General features: G+C 61.7%; 27 protein-coding genes. 12 read left to right on the plus strand and 15 right to left on the minus strand.

Going from position 1 to position 20,825, the window contains the following annotated elements:
* Window positions 1-184: 184 nt before the first annotated feature.
* Window positions 185-1,057: a c-type cytochrome gene (locus tag AC1DVV_RS16520; RefSeq protein WP_477701518.1), complete on the plus strand. Its 873-nt coding sequence runs from the start codon at window positions 185-187 to the stop codon at window positions 1,055-1,057.
* Between the two features lie 118 nt (window positions 1,058-1,175).
* On the opposite strand, the gene AC1DVV_RS16525 is transcribed toward AC1DVV_RS16520, so the two are convergent.
* Genes AC1DVV_RS16525 through AC1DVV_RS16540 form a run of 4 tightly spaced genes read right to left on the minus strand, consistent with a single transcriptional unit; the run spans window position 1,176 to window position 4,161 of the window.
* Window positions 1,176-1,742, minus strand: a complete 567-nt coding sequence (locus AC1DVV_RS16525) for a DUF2946 family protein (RefSeq protein WP_477701517.1) — start codon at window positions 1,740-1,742, stop codon at window positions 1,176-1,178.
* Between the two features lie 57 nt (window positions 1,743-1,799).
* On the minus strand, window positions 1,800-2,840 hold the full coding sequence (locus AC1DVV_RS16530) for a YheT family hydrolase (RefSeq protein WP_457281575.1): 1,041 nt from the start codon (window positions 2,838-2,840) through the stop codon (window positions 1,800-1,802).
* 10 nt (window positions 2,841-2,850) lie between these two features.
* Entirely contained in the window at window positions 2,851-3,297 is a 447-nt protein-coding gene (locus AC1DVV_RS16535) for a YybH family protein (RefSeq protein WP_457281576.1), read from the minus strand.
* Window positions 3,298-3,306: 9 nt separating this feature from the next.
* Complete coding sequence (locus AC1DVV_RS16540) at window positions 3,307-4,161, minus strand: hypothetical protein (protein ID WP_477667629.1); 855 nt, start codon at window positions 4,159-4,161, stop codon at window positions 3,307-3,309.
* A 51-nt stretch (window positions 4,162-4,212) separates the two neighbouring features.
* On the opposite strand from AC1DVV_RS16540, the gene AC1DVV_RS16545 reads away from it, so the two are divergent.
* The 3 genes from AC1DVV_RS16545 to AC1DVV_RS16555 all read left to right on the plus strand — a co-directional run bounded on the left by AC1DVV_RS16545 (window position 4,213) and on the right by AC1DVV_RS16555 (window position 6,313).
* Complete coding sequence (locus AC1DVV_RS16545; RefSeq protein WP_457281578.1) at window positions 4,213-4,812, plus strand: LemA family protein; 600 nt, start codon at window positions 4,213-4,215, stop codon at window positions 4,810-4,812.
* Window positions 4,813-4,875: 63 nt separating this feature from the next.
* Window positions 4,876-5,766, plus strand: coding sequence for a TPM domain-containing protein (locus AC1DVV_RS16550; RefSeq protein WP_477667642.1), 891 nt, complete (start codon window positions 4,876-4,878; stop codon window positions 5,764-5,766).
* A gap of 4 nt (window positions 5,767-5,770) precedes the next feature.
* A complete protein-coding gene (locus AC1DVV_RS16555; RefSeq protein WP_477701516.1) occupies window positions 5,771-6,313 on the plus strand; it encodes a TPM domain-containing protein in 543 nt (180 codons plus the stop codon).
* A 42-nt stretch (window positions 6,314-6,355) separates the two neighbouring features.
* On the opposite strand, the gene AC1DVV_RS16560 is transcribed toward AC1DVV_RS16555, so the two are convergent.
* The 10 genes from AC1DVV_RS16560 to AC1DVV_RS16605 form a co-directional block, all read right to left on the minus strand.
* Window positions 6,356-6,499 (minus strand): hypothetical protein, encoded by a 144-nt coding sequence (locus tag AC1DVV_RS16560; RefSeq protein ID WP_457281580.1) that lies wholly within the window; start codon window positions 6,497-6,499, stop codon window positions 6,356-6,358.
* Window positions 6,500-7,133: 634 nt separating this feature from the next.
* Window positions 7,134-7,553 carry a F0F1 ATP synthase subunit epsilon gene (locus AC1DVV_RS16565; RefSeq protein WP_477648282.1) on the minus strand — a complete coding sequence of 140 codons (420 nt, stop codon included), beginning with the start codon at window positions 7,551-7,553 and terminating at the stop codon, window positions 7,134-7,136.
* Between the two features lie 40 nt (window positions 7,554-7,593).
* Window positions 7,594-8,997 carry a F0F1 ATP synthase subunit beta gene (atpD, locus tag AC1DVV_RS16570; protein WP_293400292.1) on the minus strand — a complete coding sequence of 468 codons (1,404 nt, stop codon included), beginning with the start codon at window positions 8,995-8,997 and terminating at the stop codon, window positions 7,594-7,596.
* A gap of 60 nt (window positions 8,998-9,057) precedes the next feature.
* Entirely contained in the window at window positions 9,058-9,924 is an 867-nt protein-coding gene (atpG, locus tag AC1DVV_RS16575; protein ID WP_457281582.1) for a F0F1 ATP synthase subunit gamma, read from the minus strand.
* A 63-nt stretch (window positions 9,925-9,987) separates the two neighbouring features.
* Window positions 9,988-11,541, minus strand: a complete 1,554-nt coding sequence (gene atpA, locus AC1DVV_RS16580) for a F0F1 ATP synthase subunit alpha (RefSeq protein WP_457281583.1) — start codon at window positions 11,539-11,541, stop codon at window positions 9,988-9,990.
* A gap of 58 nt (window positions 11,542-11,599) precedes the next feature.
* Complete coding sequence (locus tag AC1DVV_RS16585; RefSeq protein ID WP_477667628.1) at window positions 11,600-12,130, minus strand: F0F1 ATP synthase subunit delta; 531 nt, start codon at window positions 12,128-12,130, stop codon at window positions 11,600-11,602.
* A gap of 13 nt (window positions 12,131-12,143) precedes the next feature.
* Window positions 12,144-12,614: a F0F1 ATP synthase subunit B gene (locus AC1DVV_RS16590; protein WP_457281585.1), complete on the minus strand. Its 471-nt coding sequence runs from the start codon at window positions 12,612-12,614 to the stop codon at window positions 12,144-12,146.
* Between the two features lie 38 nt (window positions 12,615-12,652).
* Complete coding sequence (gene atpE / locus AC1DVV_RS16595; protein WP_293400282.1) at window positions 12,653-12,901, minus strand: F0F1 ATP synthase subunit C; 249 nt, start codon at window positions 12,899-12,901, stop codon at window positions 12,653-12,655.
* An 87-nt stretch (window positions 12,902-12,988) separates the two neighbouring features.
* Window positions 12,989-13,840 carry a F0F1 ATP synthase subunit A gene (atpB, locus tag AC1DVV_RS16600; RefSeq protein ID WP_457281586.1) on the minus strand — a complete coding sequence of 284 codons (852 nt, stop codon included), beginning with the start codon at window positions 13,838-13,840 and terminating at the stop codon, window positions 12,989-12,991.
* A gap of 31 nt (window positions 13,841-13,871) precedes the next feature.
* Window positions 13,872-14,390: an ATP synthase subunit I gene (locus AC1DVV_RS16605; protein ID WP_457281663.1), complete on the minus strand. Its 519-nt coding sequence runs from the start codon at window positions 14,388-14,390 to the stop codon at window positions 13,872-13,874.
* Between the two features lie 263 nt (window positions 14,391-14,653).
* Here AC1DVV_RS16605 and AC1DVV_RS16610 point away from each other — a divergent pair, with 263 nt between their 5' ends.
* The 7 genes from AC1DVV_RS16610 to AC1DVV_RS16640 all read left to right on the plus strand — a co-directional run bounded on the left by AC1DVV_RS16610 (window position 14,654) and on the right by AC1DVV_RS16640 (window position 19,527).
* On the plus strand, window positions 14,654-15,100 hold the full coding sequence (locus AC1DVV_RS16610; RefSeq protein ID WP_477689481.1) for a DUF4149 domain-containing protein: 447 nt from the start codon (window positions 14,654-14,656) through the stop codon (window positions 15,098-15,100).
* A gap of 37 nt (window positions 15,101-15,137) precedes the next feature.
* On the plus strand, window positions 15,138-15,683 hold the full coding sequence (locus tag AC1DVV_RS16615) for a DUF2062 domain-containing protein (protein ID WP_457281588.1): 546 nt from the start codon (window positions 15,138-15,140) through the stop codon (window positions 15,681-15,683).
* A gap of 68 nt (window positions 15,684-15,751) precedes the next feature.
* A complete protein-coding gene (locus AC1DVV_RS16620; RefSeq protein WP_477701515.1) occupies window positions 15,752-16,657 on the plus strand; it encodes a D-amino acid aminotransferase in 906 nt (301 codons plus the stop codon).
* A gap of 14 nt (window positions 16,658-16,671) precedes the next feature.
* The gene (locus AC1DVV_RS16625) at window positions 16,672-16,989 is read left to right on the plus strand and encodes an HP0495 family protein (protein WP_457281590.1); all 318 of its coding nucleotides are present in this window, start codon (window positions 16,672-16,674) and stop codon (window positions 16,987-16,989) included.
* Between the two features lie 28 nt (window positions 16,990-17,017).
* Complete coding sequence (gene lipB, locus AC1DVV_RS16630; RefSeq protein ID WP_477667626.1) at window positions 17,018-17,728, plus strand: lipoyl(octanoyl) transferase LipB; 711 nt, start codon at window positions 17,018-17,020, stop codon at window positions 17,726-17,728.
* A 49-nt stretch (window positions 17,729-17,777) separates the two neighbouring features.
* Window positions 17,778-18,815, plus strand: coding sequence for a lipoyl synthase (lipA, locus tag AC1DVV_RS16635; protein WP_457281592.1), 1,038 nt, complete (start codon window positions 17,778-17,780; stop codon window positions 18,813-18,815).
* A gap of 10 nt (window positions 18,816-18,825) precedes the next feature.
* Window positions 18,826-19,527, plus strand: a complete 702-nt coding sequence (locus AC1DVV_RS16640) for a helix-turn-helix domain-containing protein (RefSeq protein WP_477701514.1) — start codon at window positions 18,826-18,828, stop codon at window positions 19,525-19,527.
* Between the two features lie 13 nt (window positions 19,528-19,540).
* Here the strand turns inward: AC1DVV_RS16640 and AC1DVV_RS16645 are convergent, their stop codons facing one another.
* Window positions 19,541-19,756: a hypothetical protein gene (locus AC1DVV_RS16645; RefSeq protein WP_457281594.1), complete on the minus strand. Its 216-nt coding sequence runs from the start codon at window positions 19,754-19,756 to the stop codon at window positions 19,541-19,543.
* A 225-nt stretch (window positions 19,757-19,981) separates the two neighbouring features.
* Here AC1DVV_RS16645 and AC1DVV_RS16650 point away from each other — a divergent pair, with 225 nt between their 5' ends.
* Window positions 19,982-20,824: a DMT family transporter gene (locus AC1DVV_RS16650; protein ID WP_477701513.1), complete on the plus strand. Its 843-nt coding sequence runs from the start codon at window positions 19,982-19,984 to the stop codon at window positions 20,822-20,824.
* Window position 20,825 lies beyond the last annotated feature (1 nt).

A 20,825-nucleotide genomic window follows, 5' to 3' on the forward strand; every position in this document is an offset into this window, starting at 1 on the left:
CAGGGCAATTTGCACTGTGCGGGCGATTCATGCCGCGCAACGCCTGCGATTCTACCAGCCGGCCACGGCGCTCCCCGGCCTCTGCAAGCCCCCAGTTATAATGTGAGGTTGCTGAGCAAGCGCTGCCCAAGAGCGCCATATCACCACGCGATAGCCCCCCGATTCTTAGTTTTTTGAGGACGCCATGAGCGCAAACGACCACACCACGGCCCACGAAGAAGCCCATACTGGCCCCATCAAGACCCCCCAGCAACTGCTGGCCGCGGTTTTTTTCTCTTTTGTCGTTCCTGTTTTCGCCATCATCGGCCTGGTGTATTACGTCGCTTCGGCCAACAAGCCAGCTGCGGGTGCGGACGAAGGCGCCAAGGCGGTTGCGCAGCGCATCCAGAAGATCGGTGCGGTTGAAATCCGTGATGCCAACCGCCCCCTCAAATCGGGCGAAGAAGTCTACAAAGCACAGTGCGTCGCTTGCCATGGCACTGGCGCAGCCGGTGCGCCGAAGTTTGGCGATACGGGTGCCTGGGCAGCCCGTATCAAGACCGGTTTTGACGCGCTCTGGCACTCCGCCCTGAAGGGCAAGGGTGCCATGGGCGCCCAAGGCGGCGGTGATTTTGAAGACGTCGAAATTGGCCGTGCAGTGGTTTACATGACGGCTGCCGCAGGCGGCAAGTTTGCAGAGCCAGCCGCCCCGGCTGCTGCTGCCGCTACGGCACCCGCAGCAGCAGCCGCCGCCGCACCGTCGGCAGATGTGGTCGCCGCACTCGCTGCAGCCAACAAGACGGCAGCGCCGGCCGCCGGTGCAACGCCGGCTGCTGCCGGTGGCGCCGCACCCGCGCTGTATGGCCAGGTCTGTGCGGCCTGCCACGTGGCCGGCGTTGCCAATGCACCCAAGCTGGGCGACAAGGCCGCATGGGCTCCCCGGATTTCCGCAGGTGTCGAGGCTCTGACGGCCAGCGTTGTCAAAGGCAAGGGTGCCATGCCACCCAAGGGCGGCTCGGCTGCCCCCGATGGCGAAATCAAGGCCGTGGTGCAGTACATGGTCAATGCGTCCAAGTAAACACAGCAAGGAAATCCAGCCCAAAAAAAGCCGGTCAATGACCGGCTTTTTTAATGGAATCTTGATGAGAAATTCAAAGGAAAATGGGTTGGAGCCCAAGCATGACGGGCGCAAGCAGCTACTTTTTTTGTAGCAACTGCGGGCTTCGCACATAGCCGAACCGGCGCGACAAATCGCTGGCCAGGACCTCCTCGGGCACCCACAGGCCCTGCTCTATCGCGTCAGCCGCATGCGTCATGTCCTGGGTATGAACGAGGCCAAACCCCAAGTCGGTTTCCAGGTAGACCCTGCCGGATCCGTCCACGATGCAGCGCTGCGGCCGCGCCGTTTGACCGGAATGGGCCGTGACCTCAAACATAGGCGCGGGGGCGACACGCCAGATCAGCGGCGTCGCTTCGAGCTCCACATACACGCGCTGCGGCCCATTCTGGAAGAACCACTGGCCAGCAGCATCGCTTTCATAATTCCGCTGAATGAAATCGATCAGCTTGTCATGCTTGAGCAGCGAGCCCTTGCTGGCCGCATGGCGCGCGGCATCCAGGCCAGGCGCGCCGCCAAAAGGCCCGGCAGCCTGGGCCCTCTCATCACGCATGTACCAGTTACCGCGTGCGTCCAGTCCCAGCCAGCCGTAGCAGTCGGGAACATTGGGCCATTTGGCAATGGCCTGCCTGACGATGTCATCCATGCCGCTATTTTGCGCTGCACACGGCAGGTGCGATGCGGGCAGGGTTATGGGTAAGCATTAGAGATGTGCAGCCAGGAAACCGGTGACCGCTTCCGGCATGGCACGCACATGGCCGGGAAATGGCGGAGAAGGAAATCCAACATGACCGCCCTGTGCCGGCTGCCAAAGCGTGACATGGCTGCCGGCCTCTGCGGCTTGCGGCAGGCTGCCGGCCGGCACAAAGGGATCGTTCAACGCGTTCAGGGCCAGCGCCGGCACGGCAATGCTGCGCAAATGCGGCTTGGCAGATGCACGCAGCCAGTAGTCATCCGCATCCTTGAACCCATGGACAGGCGCAGTGAATACATTGTCGAAAGCGTACAAGTCGCGCGCGGCCAGTAATCGGTCGCGGTCAAAAAGGCCTGGGTGCTGCTCCAGTTTTTTCAGCGCCTTCGGCACCATGGTTCTCAGGAACATGCGGGTGTAGACCTGCCGGTTGAACCCTCGGCCAATGGCCCAGCCACTGGCCGTCAGGTCCAGCGGCGAACAGACGGACGCAATGCCGCTAACCACCTGGCGGGCCTCTGCGCCGAGCTCGCCGGCCCAGCGCATCAACGCATTGCCGCCCAATGAAATGCCCACGGCAACGACCGGCCCGGGATGGGCCTGCGCAAAACGCCGCAGTATCCAGTCGATCTCTGCAAAATCTCCTGAGTGATAGGCCCGCGGCGCCAGGTTCAATTCACCGGAACACCCCCGGAAGTGTGGAATGGCGCAGCCCCAGCCGCGCTCGCGGGCCACATCGGCAAGCGCTTCGGCGTAGTGGCTGGCAGATGACCCCTCAAGCCCATGAAATACCACCAGGAGTGGCACTTCCTTGCGCGCGTCCTTGCGTCTCACCTCGATGGATTCGCTTCCCGCCGGAGAAATCTCCGGAAGCCCCGACGAAGGCTCATTTCCATCGAGCATCCAGTCAACGTCGACAAAATCGTTGTCAGGGGTATCCCAGCGCTCCCGGCGAAACACGGGCGGCGGGCCCAGGTAGCGGCGTGACCGCAGCGCAGCCCAGATGGTTTGCAAATTGCCGCCCGGCAGCCACCAGGGTGCTGCGTATTTCATCGCAGGCCCTTCAGTGCAGGACGGTCGGTGTTTCCGACACTTCCTGCATTTCTCGCGGCGTGCCGGGACTGGCATGGTGGGCCACCATGCGCCAGCCTTGCGCACCCTTGTGATACACATTGGTGGCAATCACGTAAGCATGCCGCGGCCCTTCATCGGTCAGCACTTCGATGCGTTCCAGCACGCTGTGCACGCAGGCGCTCATGGTCTCGACCTTTCGCACCTTGATGGCCTGGGCATTGATGGTGCCATTGGCAAACATGGCGTCGAAAGTGGCGCGTATGGCCGCCGGGCCCACCAGCCGGGCGCCACCCGGGTGCACACAGACGATGTCGTCGTCATCGCCCCAGCAGGCCATGAGCTTTTCGATGTCGCCGCTTTGCAGCGCCTCATAGAAAGCCGCCTCGATGTCATCGGCGTTGCCGCTGCTGGCGGGCGGGACTTTGGGTTTGGGCATGGGAAGGCGTCAGTCCGGCTTGGCGTTGGGTGGTGAATTCTGCTCGGGATTGAGCCTTGCAGCAAGCCACGAGCGTACGACACCTTGCATGCTGTTGTCTTGCGGCCCGGCGCGCCGGCCGTTTCCACCGCTCTGGTTAGCCTGCCAAAGCAGTTCAGGAGCGGCCACATGGGTGCCCGGCGGCAAAACCTGCAGCGCGGCGTCGATAAATTCTGCCAGCTTGGCAGGACGCACCGGCTGCTCGGCTGCGGGAATCATGAACTTGAGGGTTGACAGCATCCATGACGCCGTCTTCTCGAAAAAATTGGCGCCCGCAATACCTTCGGTCTTGCGCGCCGAGCGCACCAACAACACGCGTTCAAAACCCAGCGAAGCCACGGCTTGCTCATCGAGGTCGGCCAGTCCGCGCTTGAGGGCATCGGGTAAACGCCCCGAAGCGTGGGGCACCACCACAACCAGTGTCTGTGCGCCACAGCGTTTCAACCAGCGGGCCAGCACCGGTAGTTGTCCCGGCACGGGCGTCCACAGTGTGCGCTCACGCCCATAAAAAAGCCGTGGCGGCTCAAACATGACCAGGCCGGTATGAACAAGCTGAGGCCGCGCGGGCCACGCGTCGATCGCTGAAGCATCACCTGCCAGCACAATCCCCACGCCGGCCATCCCGGTGGTCATGGTTTCAGTAGCCAGCACCTCGGTGTGTGCATAACGGCCGCTGCCGACAAGGCGGCGCAACACTTCATTGCCCAGCACGCCGGTCGCGCCGGCAATCATCAGACGCGGTTTCGGGGCTGCCGCCGCCAAGGGGCGCAGGTTGGCCTGCAGAGCTTGCAATGCCTGTACGGACACGGGGGAATGAGGCCTCATCGACATTCGACTATGTTAGTGTTGCAGCTTGCATTTTCGAAAGACATCGCCATGAAATCCCGCTTTTTAAACCTGTTCCTTGTCAGCATGCTGGGCCTGCTCCTCACGGGTTGCGGCTACAACGACTTTCAGCGCCTCGACGAACAAACCAAATCGGCTTGGTCTGAAGTGCTGAACCAGTACCAGCGCCGTGCCGACCTGGTGCCCAACATTGTGGCCACGGTCAAGGGCGAAGCCGCTTTTGAACAGGACACCCTGACCAAGGTGATTGAAGCACGCGCCAAGGCCACCTCCATCCAGGTGACACCGGAAACCCTGAACGATCCGGCAGCCTTCAAGAAATTCCAGGCGGCGCAGGGCGAACTCGGCAGTGCGCTGAGCCGCCTGATGGTGGTCAGTGAACGTTACCCCGACCTCAAGGCCAACCAGGGCTTTCGCGACCTGCGCGTGCAGCTGGAAGGCACCGAGAACCGCATCACCGTAGCGCGCAACCGTTATATCCAGGCGGTCCAGGAATACAACGTGCTGGCACGCAGCTTCCCGAGCAACCTGACGGCCATGGTCTTCAGCTACAACGTCAAGCCGAACTTCACCGTGACCAACGAGGCGCAGATTTCCGCGCCTCCTGTGGTGGACTTCACCAAGAAATAAGTCTTTGCGAAACTTGCCGTGCAGCAACTAGCGGGTTGGACATCGGGCCGCAACCTACGCTGGATGGCGGGCTTGTTGCTGGCCGTGTGGCTGCCCCTTGCGGCCTGGGCGCAAGGCGTGCAGCCGGTGCCGGCCCTCACGGCGCACGTCATGGATAGCACCGGTACGCTGGACGCTACGCAGCGCGCGGCACTGGAAGCCAAACTCGCTGCGTTCGAACAAAGCCGCGGGGCACAAGTGGTGGTGCTCATCGTGCCCAGCACCCAACCCGAGGACATCGCCGCTTATGCCCAGCGTGTGGGCGACACCTGGAAGATCGGGCGCAAGAGCGTAGGCGATGGGCTGTTGCTGGTTGTGGCCAAGAATGATCGCAAGGTCCGTATCGAGACCACCAAGGCGCTGGAAGGCGCCATTCCGGACCTCGCGGCGCGCCAGGTGATAGACACCGCCATCACCCCGCGCTTCAAACAGGGTGACTTTGCCGGTGGGCTGAATGCCGCGGCCGACCAGATCATGGCGCTGATCAGCGGCGAAAACCTCCCGGCGCCTGAGCAGAAAAGTGCTTCGGGCATGGCTGACAGCGGCTTCGAGTGGACCGACCTCGCGGTGTTCCTGTTCTTTGCCGTGCCGATTGGCGGGCGCCTGGCCGCCGGCGTCTTGGGGCGCAAGCTGGGCTCCATCGCCACCGGCGGTGCCGTCGGCGTACTGGCCTGGGTGTTCACCAGCAGCCTGATTGTGGCCGGCCTGGCGACTGTGGCGGGTATGGTGTTCGCGCTGGTGACCAGCCTGGGTGCCCTGGGCCGGGGCGGCCGCTCTTCGGGTGGATGGAACACCGGCGGCTTTGGCGGCGGCAGCAGCGGAGGGAGCTGGGGCGGAGGCAGCAGCAGTGGCGGCGGGTTCAGCAGCGGCGGTGGCGGTGATTTCGGCGGCGGCGGCGCATCAGGCGACTGGTAGGCACATGCCCAATAAACTCAAGACCATCCTCAAGCACCTCTGGCTGGACGCCTCCGATGCCCAGCGCGCGATTGCACCCGACATGCTCAACCAGCTGGCCAGCCGGGTGGCGGCCAGCGAGCGGCGGCACAGCGGCGAAATACGGATATGCGTGGAGGCTTCGTTGCCCATCAGCTATCTGTGGCGGATGAACAAGGAAAACACCATCGCACGGCTGACGCGCCAGCGCGCCCTCACGATGTTCGGCAAGTTGCGGGTATGGGACACCGAACACAACAACGGCGTGTTGATCTATTTGCTGTTAGCCGAGCACGCCATTGAAATCGTGGCGGACCGCGGCGTGGCGCGCCACGTGGATCAGGCGCATTGGCAGGCCATGGTGGCGCGCATGGCCCAGGCGTTCAGGGAGAACCGGTACGAGGACGGACTGACACAGGCACTGGAAGAAACCTCAGCACTGCTGATGGCACACTTTGCCATCGATGGCGCGCAGGGCGACGCACCCAACAACCCCAACGAACTGCCCGACGCGCCCTGGCTGCAATAGCCGGTTGGCAGGTATCGCAGGCCTGGCGCCGATAACGGCGCGTCAGGGCGCCAGAACCACGACCAACACAAAAAGGGCGACTGCCGCGAGCACAACCCGCGTCAGCCAGGCCTTGCGCGCACGCCTGGCCCGACGCTCCGGCGACGCTTCTTCTCCCCATATCAGGCTGTCTAAAAGACTGTCCATTTCGCACCTCGTTGCTGGCTTGAACCCGTCACAACGATAAGGGAGCAGCCCGGGCCATGGCTGTCATTTAGCGTGTCCAGTTGTTACCTTGCTGGCTCAGCCCAAGCGTTTTTTCGGAAAACGCTCCCTATTTGATAGCTGCTTGCGCTCACCCTGTATGGGCTGGAGGCCTTTTTTCGCTCAAATAGCGGAAGCACGCCCGGTTTCCGCATGGTGCAATGGGAACGTCGCGCCGCAGCCACTCATGACTGCGGGAAGCTACTTCATCGACGTCCGCTTCTGCTCGCTGCGGGCCGATTGCACTACCTTCTCGATAAAACAACCGCCGCGCCCTCCGTCCTCGACCCACGGATGGTCGGCGTCTAGCGGATCAGCCGTTCGCCCGGCGTACGCGTGCGGATATCGGCCGCCCCAAGGTAGACATCCGTAAAGGCTTCAATGAAGGACTCGGGTGGCTGGCCAGTTGGCCCGCTACGCAGAGGGAGCACAAAACAACCATCTTCGTCATTTTCAGGAATGACTGTGAGCGCTTCGCCAACTGCATGAGCGACCAAACTGATTCGAATTTCTCCAAATCGAAGCGCCCAGAAAAAAACCGGCCCTTTTTGGCCGGTTTTTCCTGAAGCATGGAATCTTACTTTTTCTGGCGGTATTTGCGCAAAGCGGCAATCTGGGCGGCCATGACGGCGAGCTCGGACTGGGCCATGGCAATATCGATATCGCTTTTTGCGTTTTTCAACGCTTCTTCAGCGGCAGCCTTGGCTTCCATCGCCTTGGCTTCATCCAGGTCCTTTCCGCGAATCGCGGTGTCGGACAGCACGGTGACACAGTTCGGTTGCACTTCAAGCAAGCCGCCGGCCACGAACACGAATTCTTCGCTGCCGTCAGCCTTTTCGATGCGCACGGCGCCCGGCTTGATGCGGGTGATCAGCGGGGTGTGGCGCGGGTAAATGCCCAGCTCGCCGGCCTCGCCGGGCAAAGCGACAAAGTGCGCTTCACCGGAGAAGATGGACTCTTCCGCGGAGACCACGTCGACGTGAATGGTGGTTGACATAAACGCTCCTTAATGGAAAAAAGTTGCAGGGCCTGAGCCCTTAAACCTTCTTCGCCTTCTCGAAGGCTTCGTCAATTGTGCCGACCATGTAGAACGCCTGTTCCGGCAGGTGATCGCACTCGCCGGCCACAATCATCTTGAAGCCGCGAATGGTTTCAGCCAGGCTGACGTACTTGCCGGGAGAGCCGGTGAACACTTCAGCAACGTGGAAAGGCTGCGACAGGAAACGCTGGATCTTGCGGGCGCGGGCCACGGCCAGCTTGTCTTCAGGGGCCAGCTCGTCCATGCCCAGAATTGCAATGATGTCGCGCAGTTCCTTGTAGCGCTGCAGCGTGCCCTGCACGGCGCGGGCCGTGGCGTAGTGGTCTTCGCCCACGACGTTCGGATCCAGCTGACGGCTGGTCGAGTCGAGCGGGTCAACCGCAGGATAGATACCCAGCGAAGCGATGTCACGCGAAAGCACCACGGTGGAATCCAGGTGGGCAAAGGTCGTGGCAGGCGATGGGTCGGTCAAGTCATCGGCAGGAACGTAAACGGCCTGGATGGATGTGATGGAGCCGACCTTGGTGGAGGTAATACGCTCTTGCAGGCGGCCCATTTCTTCGGCCAGCGTAGGCTGGTAACCCACGGCAGAAGGCATACGGCCCAGCAGTGCGGACACTTCGGTACCGGCCAGCGTGTAGCGGTAGATGTTGTCCACGAAGAACAGCACGTCGCGGCCTTCGTCACGGAAGGATTCGGCGATTGTCAGGCCGGTCAACGCCACGCGCAGACGGTTTCCTGGGGGCTCGTTCATCTGGCCGTAGACCATGGCCACTTTGGATTCGCCGAGGTTCTCGAGGTTCACGACGCCGGAGTCGGCCATCTCGTGGTAGAAGTCATTGCCTTCGCGGGTACGTTCACCCACACCGGCAAACACGGACAGACCCGAGTGCGCCTTGGCGATGTTGTTGATGAGTTCCATCATGTTCACGGTCTTGCCGACGCCGGCGCCGCCGAACAGGCCCACCTTGCCGCCCTTGGCGAACGGGCAAACCAGGTCGATCACCTTGATGCCGGTTTCCAGCAGTTCCTGCGATGGCGACAGTTCGTCGTAGGCAGGCGCCTTGCGATGGATGGGGGCGGTCAGCGTCTGGTCGACCGGGCCGCGCTCGTCGATGGGCGCGCCCAGCACGTCCATGATGCGGCCCAGCGTGGCTTTGCCCACGGGAACCGTGATGTTGGCGCCGGTGTTGTACACCATGTTGCCGCGGCGCAGGCCGTCGGACGTGCCCAGCGCGATGGTACGCACGATGCCGTCGCCCAGCTGCTGCTGGACTTCCAGCGTCAGCGCGGAGCCTTCCATTTTCAACGCGTCATAGATCTTGGGCATCTGGTCGCGCGCGAATTCCACGTCAACCACCGCACCAATACACTGAACAATCTTGCCTTGAGCTTGAGCCATGATTGAATCCTCTTTCGTTTCTTTAAATCTTTAAATCGGGTGTGGCGGCCTAAACCACTATCAGACCGCTGCAGCACCGGCAACGATTTCCGAAAGTTCTTTCGTGATCGCCGCTTGACGCGTTTTGTTGTACACCAGCTTGAGTTCGCCGATCACGCTGCCGGCGTTGTCGGTGGCGGCCTTCATGGCCACCATGCGGGCAGACTGCTCGGACGCCATGTTCTCGGCAACTGCCTGGTACACCAGCGCTTCCACATAGCGGATCAGCAAATCGTCGATCACGGTCTGCGCATCGGGTTCGTAGATGTAGTCCCAGCCGTGCTGGTCTTTATCGGCCTGCAGGTGTGCTGCCGTCAAAGGCAGCAGCTGCTCGACCACCGGTTCCTGGCGCATGGTATTGATGAACTTGGTGTAGCACAGGTACACCGAGTTGATCTTGCCTTCGCTGTACGCGTCGAGCAGCACCTTGACGGGGCCGATCAGCTTTTCCAGGTGAGGCTTGTCGCCGAGCTGCGTCGCGTGCGACACCACCTTGGCGCCGACCCGGTTCAGAAAACCAAGGCCCTTGTTGCCGATGGCCACAGCCTTCGCATCATGGCCGGCGGCCTGCACTTCCTTGAGCTTTGAGGTCACGGCGCGCAGCACGTTGGTGTTCATGCCGCCGCACAAGCCCTTGTCAGTCGTCACCACGATGAACCCGGTGGCCTTGGCGTCGTTGGACTCCATGAACGCATGGGTGTATTCGGGGTTGGCCTGACTCAGGTTGGCCGTGATGTTGCGGATCTTGTCGCTGTAAGGACGGGCAGCGCGCATCCGCTCCTGCGCCTTGCGCATCTTGGAGGCGGCCACCATCTCCATGGCCTTGGTGATCTTCTTGGTGTTTTCCACCGATTTGATCTTGCCGCGTATTTCCTTGCCTGCTGCCATATGGATTCCTAAGGGGTTCCTGAGGGTTGCTTAATTACTTGCTTGACGATGCGTCAGGCGAGATCAGGCAAACGACTTCTTGAACTCGGCCACAGCCGCGTTCAGTTCAGCCTCAGCATCCTTGTCCATGGCCTTGTTGGCTTCGAGCTTGGCCATCAGGGCCGCGTTCTTGTCCTTCAGGAAGGCGTGCAGGCCGTGTTCGAAAGCCAGGACCTTCTTGACTTCGATGTCGTCCATGAAGCCCTTGTTCACTGCGAACAGCGTGGCGGCCATGTTGGAGATGGACAAAGGCGAGTACTGGGCTTGCTTGAGCAGTTCGGTCACGCGGGCACCGCGGTCCAGCTGTTTGCGGGTGGCTTCGTCCAGATCGGAAGCAAACTGCGCGAAGGCAGCCAGTTCACGGTACTGGGCCAGGTCGGTACGGATACCGCCGGACAGGTTCTTGATCAGCTTGGTCTGGGCAGCGCCGCCGACGCGGGACACCGAGATACCGGCGTTAATGGCGGGACGAATACCGGCATTGAACAGGCTGGTTTCCAGGAAGATCTGGCCGTCGGTGATCGAGATCACGTTGGTTGGCACGAAAGCGGACACGTCGCCGGCCTGCGTTTCGATGATCGGCAGCGCGGTCAGTGAACCGGTCTTGCCCTTGACGGCACCCTTGGTGAAGTCTTCAACGTACTTTTCGTTCACGCGTGCTGCGCGCTCGAGCAGGCGGCTGTGCAGATAGAACACGTCGCCGGGATAGGCTTCGCGTCCTGGTGGACGGCGCAGCAGCAACGAGACCTGGCGGTAAGCCACGGCCTGCTTGGACAAATCGTCATACACGATCAGCGCGTCTTCGCCGCGGTCGCGGAAGTATTCGCCCATGGTGCAGCCAGAGTAGGCGCTCACATATTGCATGGCGGCGGATTCGGAAGCCGAAGCTGCCACGACGATGGTGTATTCCATCGCGCCGGCTTGCTCGAGCGAGCGCACCACGTTCTTGATCGACGAGGCCTTCTGGCCGATGGCGACGTAGACGCAGGAAACGCCCTTGCCCTTCTGGTTGATGATGGCGTCGATGGCCACAGCGGTCTTGCCGGTCTGGCGGTCACCGATGATCAGTTCGCGCTGGCCGCGGCCGACGGGCACCATGGAGTCAATGGACTTCAGGCCGGTCTGCAGGGGCTGGTCAACGGATTTACGGGCGATCACGCCGGGCGCAACCTTTTCAATCACGTCGGTGAGTTTGGCATTGATCGGGCCTTTGCCGTCAATCGGCTGGCCCAGTGCGTTGACCACACGGCCAAGCAGCTCAGGACCCACAGGCACTTCCAGAATACGGCCCGTGCACTTCACGGTGTCGCCTTCGGCGATGTGCTCGTACTCGCCCAGAATCACGGAGCCGACAGAGTCGCGCTCCAGATTCAGCGCCAGGCCATAAGTAGGCGTGCCGTCGGCGGTTGCGGGGAACTCCAGCATTTCGCCTTGCATCACGTCGGACAGGCCGTGGATGCGGACGATACCGTCGGTCACGGACACCACGGTGCCCTGGTTGCGGACATCGGCACTGGCTGTCAGGCCTTCGATGCGGCTCTTGATCAGTTCAGAAATTTCTGCGGGATTGAGTTGCATGACTCTTTCCTTCTTTCTATGTTGTTGGCTAAAAACCGGGGCGCGCCTGAGCGCAAGCTCAGGAAATCAGCGCCACTTTCATTTGCTCTAAACGGGCTTTGACCGAGGTGTCCAACACCTCGTCACCCACCACGACACGTACGCCACCGATCAGCGCCGGCTCAAGCTCGACCGAAAGGTTGAGCTTGCGGCCAAACCGCTTTTCCAGCGTTGTTGCCAAATCGGCCAGCGCAGCGCCTTCCAGCGGGAATGCGCTGTAAACGGTGGCATCCGAAGAACCACTTTGCGCATTTTTCAGTGCGCGAAACTGTGCGGCGATTTCCGGCAGGACGCTGATGCGGCCGTTCTCGATCACGGTCCGCAGGAAGTTCTTGGCGGCTTCCGGCAGCTTCGTTTTGGCCACCCCGGAAACTACGTCAAACGTCTGGTTTACCGTCACGCTGGGGTTGCCCGCAAATTGCTGCAACTGCACGTTGGCGGCAATGGCTGCAAGCTCATCGAGCCAGACGGCAGTACCGCCCAGGTCGGAACCAGAGGCCTTGAACAACGCTTCAGCGTAGGGACGGGCAATGGTGGCTAGTTCGGCCATGTTTTACGCTCGCTTAAAGTTCGGTCTTCAGGCGACCCAGCAAGTCAGCATGCACACCGGCATTGACTTCCTTGCGCAGAATCTGCTCTGCACCCTTGACGGCCAGTGCGGCGACCTGCTCACGCAGGGTCTCGCGGGCCTTGACGGTTTGCTGCTCGGCCTCAACCTTGGCGGCGGCAATGATCTTGCTGCCTTCTTCGGTTGCGCGGGCCTTAGCCTCTTCAATCAGGGCCTGGGCGCGGCGCTCGGCTTCCGCCAGGCGCACTGCCGATTCGTTGCGCGATTTGGCCAGTTCTTCTTCCACGCGCTTGTTGGCAACGGAAAGTTCAGACTTGGCTTTATCGGCAGCGGCAAGGCCGTCGGCGATCTTCCGGGCGCGTTCGTCGAGCGCAGCTGCAATCGGTGGCCACACGAATTTCATCGTGAACAGCACCAGAATCGCAAACACGACGAGCTGCGCAAAGAATGTGGAGTTAATACTCACAGCGGCACCTCTGTAGGTTGTCTAGAAAGGCGTGCGATTTACTTCAACACAAACGGGTTGGCAAATGCGAACAGCATGGCAATACCCACGCCGATCAGGAAAGCGGCATCGATCAGACCGGCCAGCAGGAACATCTTGGTCTGCAGTTCGTTCATCAGCTCTGGCTGGCGTGCAGCGGCTTCGAGGTATTTGCTACCCATGATGCCGATGCCGATACATGCGCCGACAGCGCCCAGGCCAATGATCAGGCCAGCGGCCAAAGCGACAAAACCGAGTACGTGTTCCATTTAATGCTCCTATGGATTTAACTAACTAACAAAAATAAAAAAAAGAAAGCGGAAACCAGAAAACCAGGGGAAACTGATTCGTGAGAATCAGTGATGGTCGTGGGCCTGCCCCACATAGACCAGCGTCAACATCATGAAAATAAACGCCTGCAGCGCAACGATCAGGATGTGGAAGATTGCCCAGCCCGTGCCCGCGAGCACATGGCCGATGAAGAGGAATACACCGGTCGCAGAGCCGAAGCCCACTGCACCCATCAGCGCGATCAGCATGAACAGCAGTTCGCCCGCGTACATGTTGCCGAAAAGCCGGAGGCCGTGAGATACGGTCTTGGCGGCAAATTCGATCATCTGCATCAGGAAGTTGACGGGATACAAAAACCATTTGTCGCCGAACGGGGCCGAGAACAGCTCATGCACCCAGCCGCCAAAACCCTTGATCTTGACGTTGTAGTACAGGCAAACCAGCAGCACGCCGCAGGACATGCCCAGCGTGGCCGAGAGGTCGGCCGTGGGAACCACGCGGAAGTTGTGAATGCTGTGATCGAGGCCGGTCACAGCAAAAATTGTGTGGAACAGGTCGACAGGCAGGAAGTCCATGGAGTTCATCAGGAAAATCCAGATGAATACGGTGAGCGCCAGTGGGCCGACGGCCTTGCGCGATTCGGCGTTTTTAACGATGCCCTTGGCTTGGCTGTCCACCATTTCGAGCAGGATTTCAACAGCCGCCTGCAGGCGGCCGGGAACGCCGGCGTGCACGCTTTTGGCCACACGCCACATCACGAACATACCGATCACACCCAGGGTGATGGCCCAGAAAATCGTGTCGAAATTGACAACGGAAAAGTCGACGATGCCAGTCTGTTTGTGGTTTTGCAGATGGACCAGGTGGTGACCAATGTACTCACCAGCGGTCAAAGCGTTTCCGGAAGATTCAGCCATTTACGAACTCTTTTCAACTCTTGAAAATGGATTACGCCAACTTTTTCGGCCGGGACTGGAACCAAAGCACCAGCCAGACCACCTTCATTGTCACTACAAGGCCAACCAGCATTGCCGGCCAGCTCAAATCCGAAACCATTCGGGGAGCAGCGAACAACATCGCTACCGTCAGGCCAATCTTGACCATTTCCCACAAAAAAAATCCAGCCACCGCAGCGCCCGGATTCATTGAAGACATCTTGCTGGTCAGGCCGCGCGCAAACAACGCACCCGGGATGACCACCGCCAGCGCACCATAAAGGGCGGACCAGCCTGCACTTTGCCTTCCGGTCAATCCCCAGGCGGCCAGCGCCACCACAAGACCCACCACACTTTGCCCTGCCAATACCACCCAAGGGGAAACCGAGGGGTCCGCTTCACGAAGCTTTTGGGCCTCTTCACGCGTCAAGGGCTTGAAACCCTCATCGCCAGTCTCCATCTCTTCCGTGACACTACGCCCTGTCGCACCCGGATTTCCCGGGTTTGTCGCTGACTTTGCCGAATTTGCCATTTTGGTCGTCACAAATTACGGAAAAGTTACAGGGCCGTTATCAGCAAAGCCCTTGATTATACGTAGAAACCCCTGCGTATCCGACAAAACCCCCGGCCTGAATATGAATTAGGGGCGATTCGCATCATTTGGGTGCGGCTCGCAGCGGGTGGTTCACAATTGTCCGGCGACTGCGGCGCGCCGACCCTCCTACGTAGTTGCACGTGATGCTCCACGATGGCCCAAGCCCCGCATCCATCACCTTCCACCCACCGAAAGAAGCCATGCCCGCCCTGATGAAATTCCTGCACATTGCCGCCGCCATTGCCTGGCTGGGCGGGGTGGTATTCATGCTGTTCGCCTTGCGGCCTGCCGTCGCCGAACAGCTGGCGCCACCCCAACGCCTACCGCTCATCGCAAAGGTCATGCAGCGATTTTTCGCTCTGGTCTGGGGCACCATCGGCGTCCTGCTGGTGACAGGCCTGGCCATGCTGCTGGCCGCGGGCATGAAAACCGCCCCCCTGGGCTGGCACCTGATGTTCGGCGTCGGCCTCTTGATGTTCGCGCTGTTCGGGCATCTGTATTTCGGCCCTTTCCGGCGCCTGAAGCTCGCTGTCAGCGCATCCGACTGGCCTGAAGGCGGACGCCGTGTCGGGCAAATCGCCACCCTGGCCATGGTCAACCTGGTGCTGGGCGCGCTGGCGATCGCCGCCGTGATCTTTGTTGCCTGATGCCGGAGCAAACCGGCCATCTTGAAAACCGCCTGCCATGAGCGCCCCTAAAAGGAAGGCGCCGCAACACCGGCACTGGACGGACCGGCTGAAAGCATCCGTGCCGACACGTGAAGTCCTGGCGCAAAACCGGTGGCTCAAACCGGTGGCCCACCGCCTGCTGGATCCCCAGCTGTGGCGACTGCAGCACGAGGCCGTGGCGCGCGGTGTGGCCATCGGCATATTCTGGGCCTTTGCCCTGCCATTTGCACAAACCGTGGCGGCCGCCGCCCACAGCGTCTGGTGGCGCGCCAATATTCCGGTGGCCGCCGGCATCACCTTCATTACCAACCCTTTCACCGTGGGCTTCTGGCTCTGGCTGGCCTATCAGGTGGGCGATCTGCTGCTGGACGCGCCGCCGCCCATCCGCATCTCGGAAGGCGCAGGCATCGTGGCGTGGGCAGCCTCCTTCGGCGGGCCTGCCATCCTGGGCATGGGCATCTTTGCCGTGCTGGGCTCGATTACCGGCTATCTGCTGGTCAAGCTGGGCTGGCGCGTTCGCATCTGGTTCAAACGCCGCCGCCGGCAAACGGCCAGACGTTAGACAATCCGGTACAGGCCGTCCACCAGCAGCCATTCCGACGCACTTTCATTTCCTTTTCAAACAGACCCATGACCACGCTTCCCGCCAGCCCCCTTCCCGACACCCCCTGCTACCTCAACGGCGAATTCACCCCGCTCAAAGACGCCAAGATCAGCGTGATGGACCGTGGCTTCATCTTCGGCGACGGTATTTATGAAGTGGTGCCGGCGTATGCAGGCAAGCCGTTTCGTTTTGAGCAGCACATGGCGCGGCTGGAACGCAGCCTCACCGAGCTGCGCATCACCAACCCGCTGACTCGTGCCGAGTGGCTGGATATTGCTCTTAAATTGATAGCTGCTTGCGCACAATCCACGGGCGCCCCAGCCGAAAAAGGCAATCAACTGGTGTACATCCAGATCACCCGCGGCGTGGCCATGCGCGACCATCCCATGCTGCCGGGCCTGACACCCACCGTCTTTGTGATGTGCAACCCGATGAAGCTGCCCAGCGACCAGGCACGCGAAAAAGGTGTGGCCTGCGTCACCGCCGACGACTTCCGCTGGGAAAAGGCCCACATCAAAAGCACCAGCCTGCTGGGCGCGGTGTTTTCGCGCCAGATCAGCGTCGACGCCGGCGCGGTCGAAACCGTGATGTTCCGCGGCGACTACCTGAGCGAAGCCGCTTCCAGCAACGTCTGGATCGTCAAGGACGGCAAAGTCTCGGGGCCGCCCAGGGACAACCTGGTCCTTGAAGGCATCCGCTTTGGCCTGATCGAAGAGATGTGCCGCGCGGCGGGCATTCCTTTTGAGCTGCGCCGCATCACCCGCGCCGAAGTGCTGGCAGCGGACGAGCTGCTGCTTTCGTCGGCCACCAAGGAGGTTCTGCCCATCACCCTGCTGGACGGCCAGGCGGTCGGCCACGGAGTGGAAAAAGGCAAACCTGGCCCCATTTATGCAAAGCTGTACGCTCAATACCAGCGTGCCAAAGTGGCCTGAAAGGACCCATTGCCATGACGACTTCCCCCAGCATCCCCAAAATCATCGGAGTTCCCGGAACGGAGCCCTCGCGCCAGGAATCGCTGATCGAATATCCCTCGCAGTTCCCGATCAAGGTGATGGGTGAAAAGGTCGACGGCATGGTGGCGGCCATCACGTCCATCGCGCACCAGTTCGACCCGGCCTTCGACGCCTCCACCATCGAGCTGCGCGAAAGCAAGGGCGGCAAATACCTGGGCGTCACCATCACCGTCACAGCCACCAGCCGCGAGCAGCTCGACGAGCTTTACCGCACGCTGTCGACGCATCCGATGGTCAAGGTCGTGTTGTAGTCACGACCCAACGGGAAAGCCGCCGCACATGCAGGCCGAAACACGCACACTAGGTCGGGTTGATTACCTGTCCACCTACGAAGCCATGCAGGCCTTCACGGCGGCGCGCAGCGCCGGGGTTTCAAGCGAAAACGGGCTGCAGCCCAATCAGGACGAGCGCGACCAGCTATGGATTTGTGAGCACCCGCCGGTCTATACCCAGGGGTTGGCGGGCAAAAGCGACCATGTTTTGAACCCCGGCAGCATCCCGGTGGTGCAGACCAACCGCGGCGGCCAGGTGACTTACCACGGCCCCGGCCAGGTGGTGGCCTACCCGCTCATCGACCTGAAGCGTGCCGGCTACTACGTCAAGGAATACGTTTACCGCATTGAGGAATCCGTCATCAAGACCCTGGCGCATTTCGGCGTGACCGGGCACCGCGTAACGGGTTCGCCCGGCATTTATGTGCGGCTGGACGACCCGGCTTCCCACGCGGCCCTGACCGGCCCGGTGAACCCGATGGACCCTTTTCGCGGCCTTGGGAAGATCGCCGCCCTGGGCATCAAAGTCAGCCGGAATTGCACCTACCACGGGGTCGCGCTCAATGTGGCGATGGACCTGGAACCCTTCTCCCGGATCAACCCCTGCGGGTATGTGGGGCTCAAAACCACAGACCTTTCTACAATCGGGGTATCGGCAAGCTGGCAGGAAGCCGCGGATGTGCTGGGCCGCAAGCTCGTCACCTACCTGGCGCCTTGAAGCTCCCTGAAGTGCAAAACCACCTGCCGCCAACACGAAACACCAATTCATGAGCACACCTGACCCCCTCCAAGCCACGGCCAACCCCGTGGTCCGCGACGTCCAGACCGTGGAAGGCTACAACCCGCTGGCCAAGCAAAAGGCCGCGGCCAAGCTGTCGCGCATCCCCGTCAAGGTGGTGCAGGGCGAAATGCTCAAGAAGCCCGACTGGATCCGCGTCAAGGCCGGCAGCCCGACCACGCGCTTTTACGAGATCAAGCAGATCCTGCGCGAGAACAAGCTCAACACGGTGTGCGAAGAAGCCAGCTGCCCCAACATCGGCGAATGCTTCGGCAAGGGCACGGCCACTTTCATGATCATGGGCGACAAGTGCACGCGCCGCTGCCCGTTTTGCGACGTCGGCCACGGCCGACCGGATCCACTGGACGTGAGCGAGCCGCTGAATCTGGCGAAAACCATCGCGGCGCTCAAGCTCAAATACGTGGTGATCACCAGCGTGGACCGCGACGACCTGCGCGACGGCGGTAGCGGCCACTTTGTGGAATGCATCCAGAAGATCCGCGAGCTCTCGCCCGCCACCACCATTGAAATTTTGGTGCCCGACTTCCGCGGCCGCGACGACCGCGCGCTCGAGATCCTGAAGGCCGCACCGCCCGACGTGATGAACCACAACCTCGAAACCGCGCCGCGCCTTTATAAAGAAGCGCGCCCCGGCAGCGACTACAACTTCAGCCTGAACCTGCTCAAGAAGTTCAAGGCCTTGCACCCCGATGTGCCGACCAAGAGCGGCATCATGGTGGGCCTGGGCGAGACCGACGAAGAAATTCTGCAGGTCATGCGCGACATGCGCGCGCACAACATCGACATGCTGACCATCGGCCAGTACCTGGCGCCCTCCACCAGCCATCTGCCGGTGCGCCGCTATGTGCACCCCGACACCTTCAAGATGTTTGAAGAAGAAGCCTACAAAATGGGCTTTACCCACGCCGCCGTGGGCGCCATGGTGCGCAGCAGCTACCACGCCGACCAGCAGGCCCATGCCGCGGGTGTGGCCGACAAGGCCGACGCGGCCATCGCTGCTCTTTAATTCCCGCAACATGACCCTGCCGCAAGGCTCCCTGTCGCTGCGCCACTACGGCGCGTCGCACGGCAGCCATGCGCATGACCACTTCCAGGTACTGCTGGGTCTGAGCGGTGTGCTGGAACTGGAGGTGCGCGGCCGCGGGCGGCGCATCGCGGCCGGCCAGGGCTGCGTGATCACACCCGGCGACCGGCATGACTTCGAATCACGTGACGGCAGCCGCTGCCTGGTGCTGGACACCGCACAACCTGATTGGGCCCGCTGCGCAGCGGACCCCGCCAAAACCGGGCAAGCGTTGGCGCTGGCCCATTACCTGGCCGAAGCACTGCAGCAACCCGGTGGCCTTGCCCAACACCATGGCCCGGCGCTGTTGCTGGAAGCCTGGCAACCCACAACACCCGCATCAACGCCCTTGCGCTATGCGCGGCCCATCCACTGGGAACAGCTGGCCACCTGGACACAGCAGCGCCTGCACGAACCATTGAGCGTCGCGGAGCTGGCCGCGCAGGTGTTTTTAAGCCCGACGCAGTTTGCCGCGCGCTGCCGGCGCGAGACCGGCCTCAGCGTGATGCAGTGGCTGCGCCGGCAACGCCTGGCACTGGCCGTGCAGCTGCGCGGCCGCGGCATGAGCGTGGCCGACACCGCGCTGCACTGCGGCTACCAGTCGCCCTCAGCCCTGACGGCCGCGATGCGGCGCGCCGGGCCGGGCAGCGCCTGACCTTTACGGATTTTCAATAGCGGCTCGGGTCGTTCGGCCGGCGGTCGTAGCGGTTGCGCACACCGTCGCCATCGCGGTCACCCCGGCCATAGCCAGGGCCATAACCTGGCGCGGGGGCGGGCACGACACGGTATTGCGGTCCGTTGTCATAGGCTACCGGGTAAGCCACGCAACCCGACAGGGCGGCCATGCCGGCCAGCGCCAGCAAGAGGATGGAAAGCTTTTTCATGGTGAGTCTCCTTGGGTTTCATGCGATTTCGGAGAAATCTGCCATGCCATTGCAACTGAAGTCCGTACGGGCAAGGTGTCTGCGGCGCCCCTCGCACGTGAAGCTCGTTACCGGATGTTGGTCTGCGCGTAGGACATACGCCTGAATCCCTGAAACCGTCGTTGCACGACAACAAAGCGTTGCCCTGCGACGACGCGCCCGGTGCGGCCCCCTATGCTTGCCGCCATGCCAGCCAATCTGTACGCACTGGGCGCCATCGCCCTCTGGACCCTGCTTGCCTCGCTCGGGGTCTCGCTCAAACACGTTCCGCCCTTTCTGCTCACCGGCGTTGCGCTGCTGACCGGCAGCCTGCTGGCCCTGCCTTTTGTGCTGCGTGACCGCACGCAATGGAAGATTCCCACCGCCACGCTGGCGCTCGGCGTGTATGGCCTCTTCGGCTATCACTTCCTGCTTTTCATCGCGCTGCGGTATGCGCCGGCGGTAGAGGCCAACCTGGTGAACTATCTCTGGCCACTCTTCATGGTGGTGCTGGCGCCGCTGTTTCTGCCTGGGGTGCAGTTACGCACCGTGCATGTGGTCGCAGGCCTGCTGGGCTTTTCTGGCGCGGCCATCGCCATTCTGGGCACAGGGGCCGACGGATCTTCCTCCGGCGGCTGGTCATGGGGCTATCTCCCGGCGCTCGCCTCGGCCTTTATCTGGGCCAGCTACTCGCTGCTGACAAAACGGGTGCCGGCCTTTCCTACCGCAGCCATCGGCCTCTTCGGCCTGGTCTCAGGCGTGCTCTCGCTGCTGTGCCATTGGGCGCTGGAGCCTGCCGCCACGCTGTCGGTGCAAGACTGGCTATTGCTGGCGGTGCTGGGCGCAGGGCCGCTGGGCGCGGCGTTCTTTCTCTGGGACAAGGCCCTGAAGCTGGGCGACGCGCAGCAGATCGGCATCCTCAGCTACCTCACGCCGCTGGGCTCGACTGCGCTGCTGATGGGGGTGAGCGGCCGCGCGCTGAGCTGGAGCATCGCCCTGGCGGCGGTGATGATCATCGGCGCTGCGCTGCTGGGAACAAGAGCCAAATAGG

The organism is Polaromonas sp. P3_B4 (assembly GCF_056402835.1).

Bases quoted from the DNA above. Each gene is read 5' to 3' on its own strand.
- AC1DVV_RS16520 (WP_477701518.1), top strand. From the start codon at position 185: ATGAGCGCAAACGACCACACCACGGCCCACGAAGAAGCCCATACTGGC.
- AC1DVV_RS16525 (WP_477701517.1), bottom strand. From the start codon at position 1,742: ATGGATGACATCGTCAGGCAGGCCATTGCCAAATGGCCCAATGTTCCC.
- AC1DVV_RS16530 (WP_457281575.1), bottom strand. From the start codon at position 2,840: ATGAAATACGCAGCACCCTGGTGGCTGCCGGGCGGCAATTTGCAAACC.
- AC1DVV_RS16535 (WP_457281576.1), bottom strand. From the start codon at position 3,297: ATGCCCAAACCCAAAGTCCCGCCCGCCAGCAGCGGCAACGCCGATGAC.
- AC1DVV_RS16540 (WP_477667629.1), bottom strand. From the start codon at position 4,161: ATGAGGCCTCATTCCCCCGTGTCCGTACAGGCATTGCAAGCTCTGCAG.
- AC1DVV_RS16545 (WP_457281578.1), top strand. From the start codon at position 4,213: ATGAAATCCCGCTTTTTAAACCTGTTCCTTGTCAGCATGCTGGGCCTG.
- AC1DVV_RS16550 (WP_477667642.1), top strand. From the start codon at position 4,876: ATGGCGGGCTTGTTGCTGGCCGTGTGGCTGCCCCTTGCGGCCTGGGCG.
- AC1DVV_RS16555 (WP_477701516.1), top strand. From the start codon at position 5,771: ATGCCCAATAAACTCAAGACCATCCTCAAGCACCTCTGGCTGGACGCC.
- AC1DVV_RS16560 (WP_457281580.1), bottom strand. From the start codon at position 6,499: ATGGACAGTCTTTTAGACAGCCTGATATGGGGAGAAGAAGCGTCGCCG.
- AC1DVV_RS16565 (WP_477648282.1), bottom strand. From the start codon at position 7,553: ATGTCAACCACCATTCACGTCGACGTGGTCTCCGCGGAAGAGTCCATC.
- atpD (WP_293400292.1), bottom strand. From the start codon at position 8,997: ATGGCTCAAGCTCAAGGCAAGATTGTTCAGTGTATTGGTGCGGTGGTT.
- atpG (WP_457281582.1), bottom strand. From the start codon at position 9,924: ATGGCAGCAGGCAAGGAAATACGCGGCAAGATCAAATCGGTGGAAAAC.
- atpA (WP_457281583.1), bottom strand. From the start codon at position 11,541: ATGCAACTCAATCCCGCAGAAATTTCTGAACTGATCAAGAGCCGCATC.
- AC1DVV_RS16585 (WP_477667628.1), bottom strand. From the start codon at position 12,130: ATGGCCGAACTAGCCACCATTGCCCGTCCCTACGCTGAAGCGTTGTTC.
- atpE (WP_293400282.1), bottom strand. From the start codon at position 12,901: ATGGAACACGTACTCGGTTTTGTCGCTTTGGCCGCTGGCCTGATCATT.
- atpB (WP_457281586.1), bottom strand. From the start codon at position 13,840: ATGGCTGAATCTTCCGGAAACGCTTTGACCGCTGGTGAGTACATTGGT.
- AC1DVV_RS16605 (WP_457281663.1), bottom strand. From the start codon at position 14,390: ATGGCAAATTCGGCAAAGTCAGCGACAAACCCGGGAAATCCGGGTGCG.
- AC1DVV_RS16610 (WP_477689481.1), top strand. From the start codon at position 14,654: ATGCCCGCCCTGATGAAATTCCTGCACATTGCCGCCGCCATTGCCTGG.
- AC1DVV_RS16615 (WP_457281588.1), top strand. From the start codon at position 15,138: ATGAGCGCCCCTAAAAGGAAGGCGCCGCAACACCGGCACTGGACGGAC.
- AC1DVV_RS16620 (WP_477701515.1), top strand. From the start codon at position 15,752: ATGACCACGCTTCCCGCCAGCCCCCTTCCCGACACCCCCTGCTACCTC.
- AC1DVV_RS16625 (WP_457281590.1), top strand. From the start codon at position 16,672: ATGACGACTTCCCCCAGCATCCCCAAAATCATCGGAGTTCCCGGAACG.
- lipB (WP_477667626.1), top strand. From the start codon at position 17,018: ATGCAGGCCGAAACACGCACACTAGGTCGGGTTGATTACCTGTCCACC.
- lipA (WP_457281592.1), top strand. From the start codon at position 17,778: ATGAGCACACCTGACCCCCTCCAAGCCACGGCCAACCCCGTGGTCCGC.
- AC1DVV_RS16640 (WP_477701514.1), top strand. From the start codon at position 18,826: ATGACCCTGCCGCAAGGCTCCCTGTCGCTGCGCCACTACGGCGCGTCG.
- AC1DVV_RS16645 (WP_457281594.1), bottom strand. From the start codon at position 19,756: ATGAAAAAGCTTTCCATCCTCTTGCTGGCGCTGGCCGGCATGGCCGCC.
- AC1DVV_RS16650 (WP_477701513.1), top strand. From the start codon at position 19,982: ATGCCAGCCAATCTGTACGCACTGGGCGCCATCGCCCTCTGGACCCTG.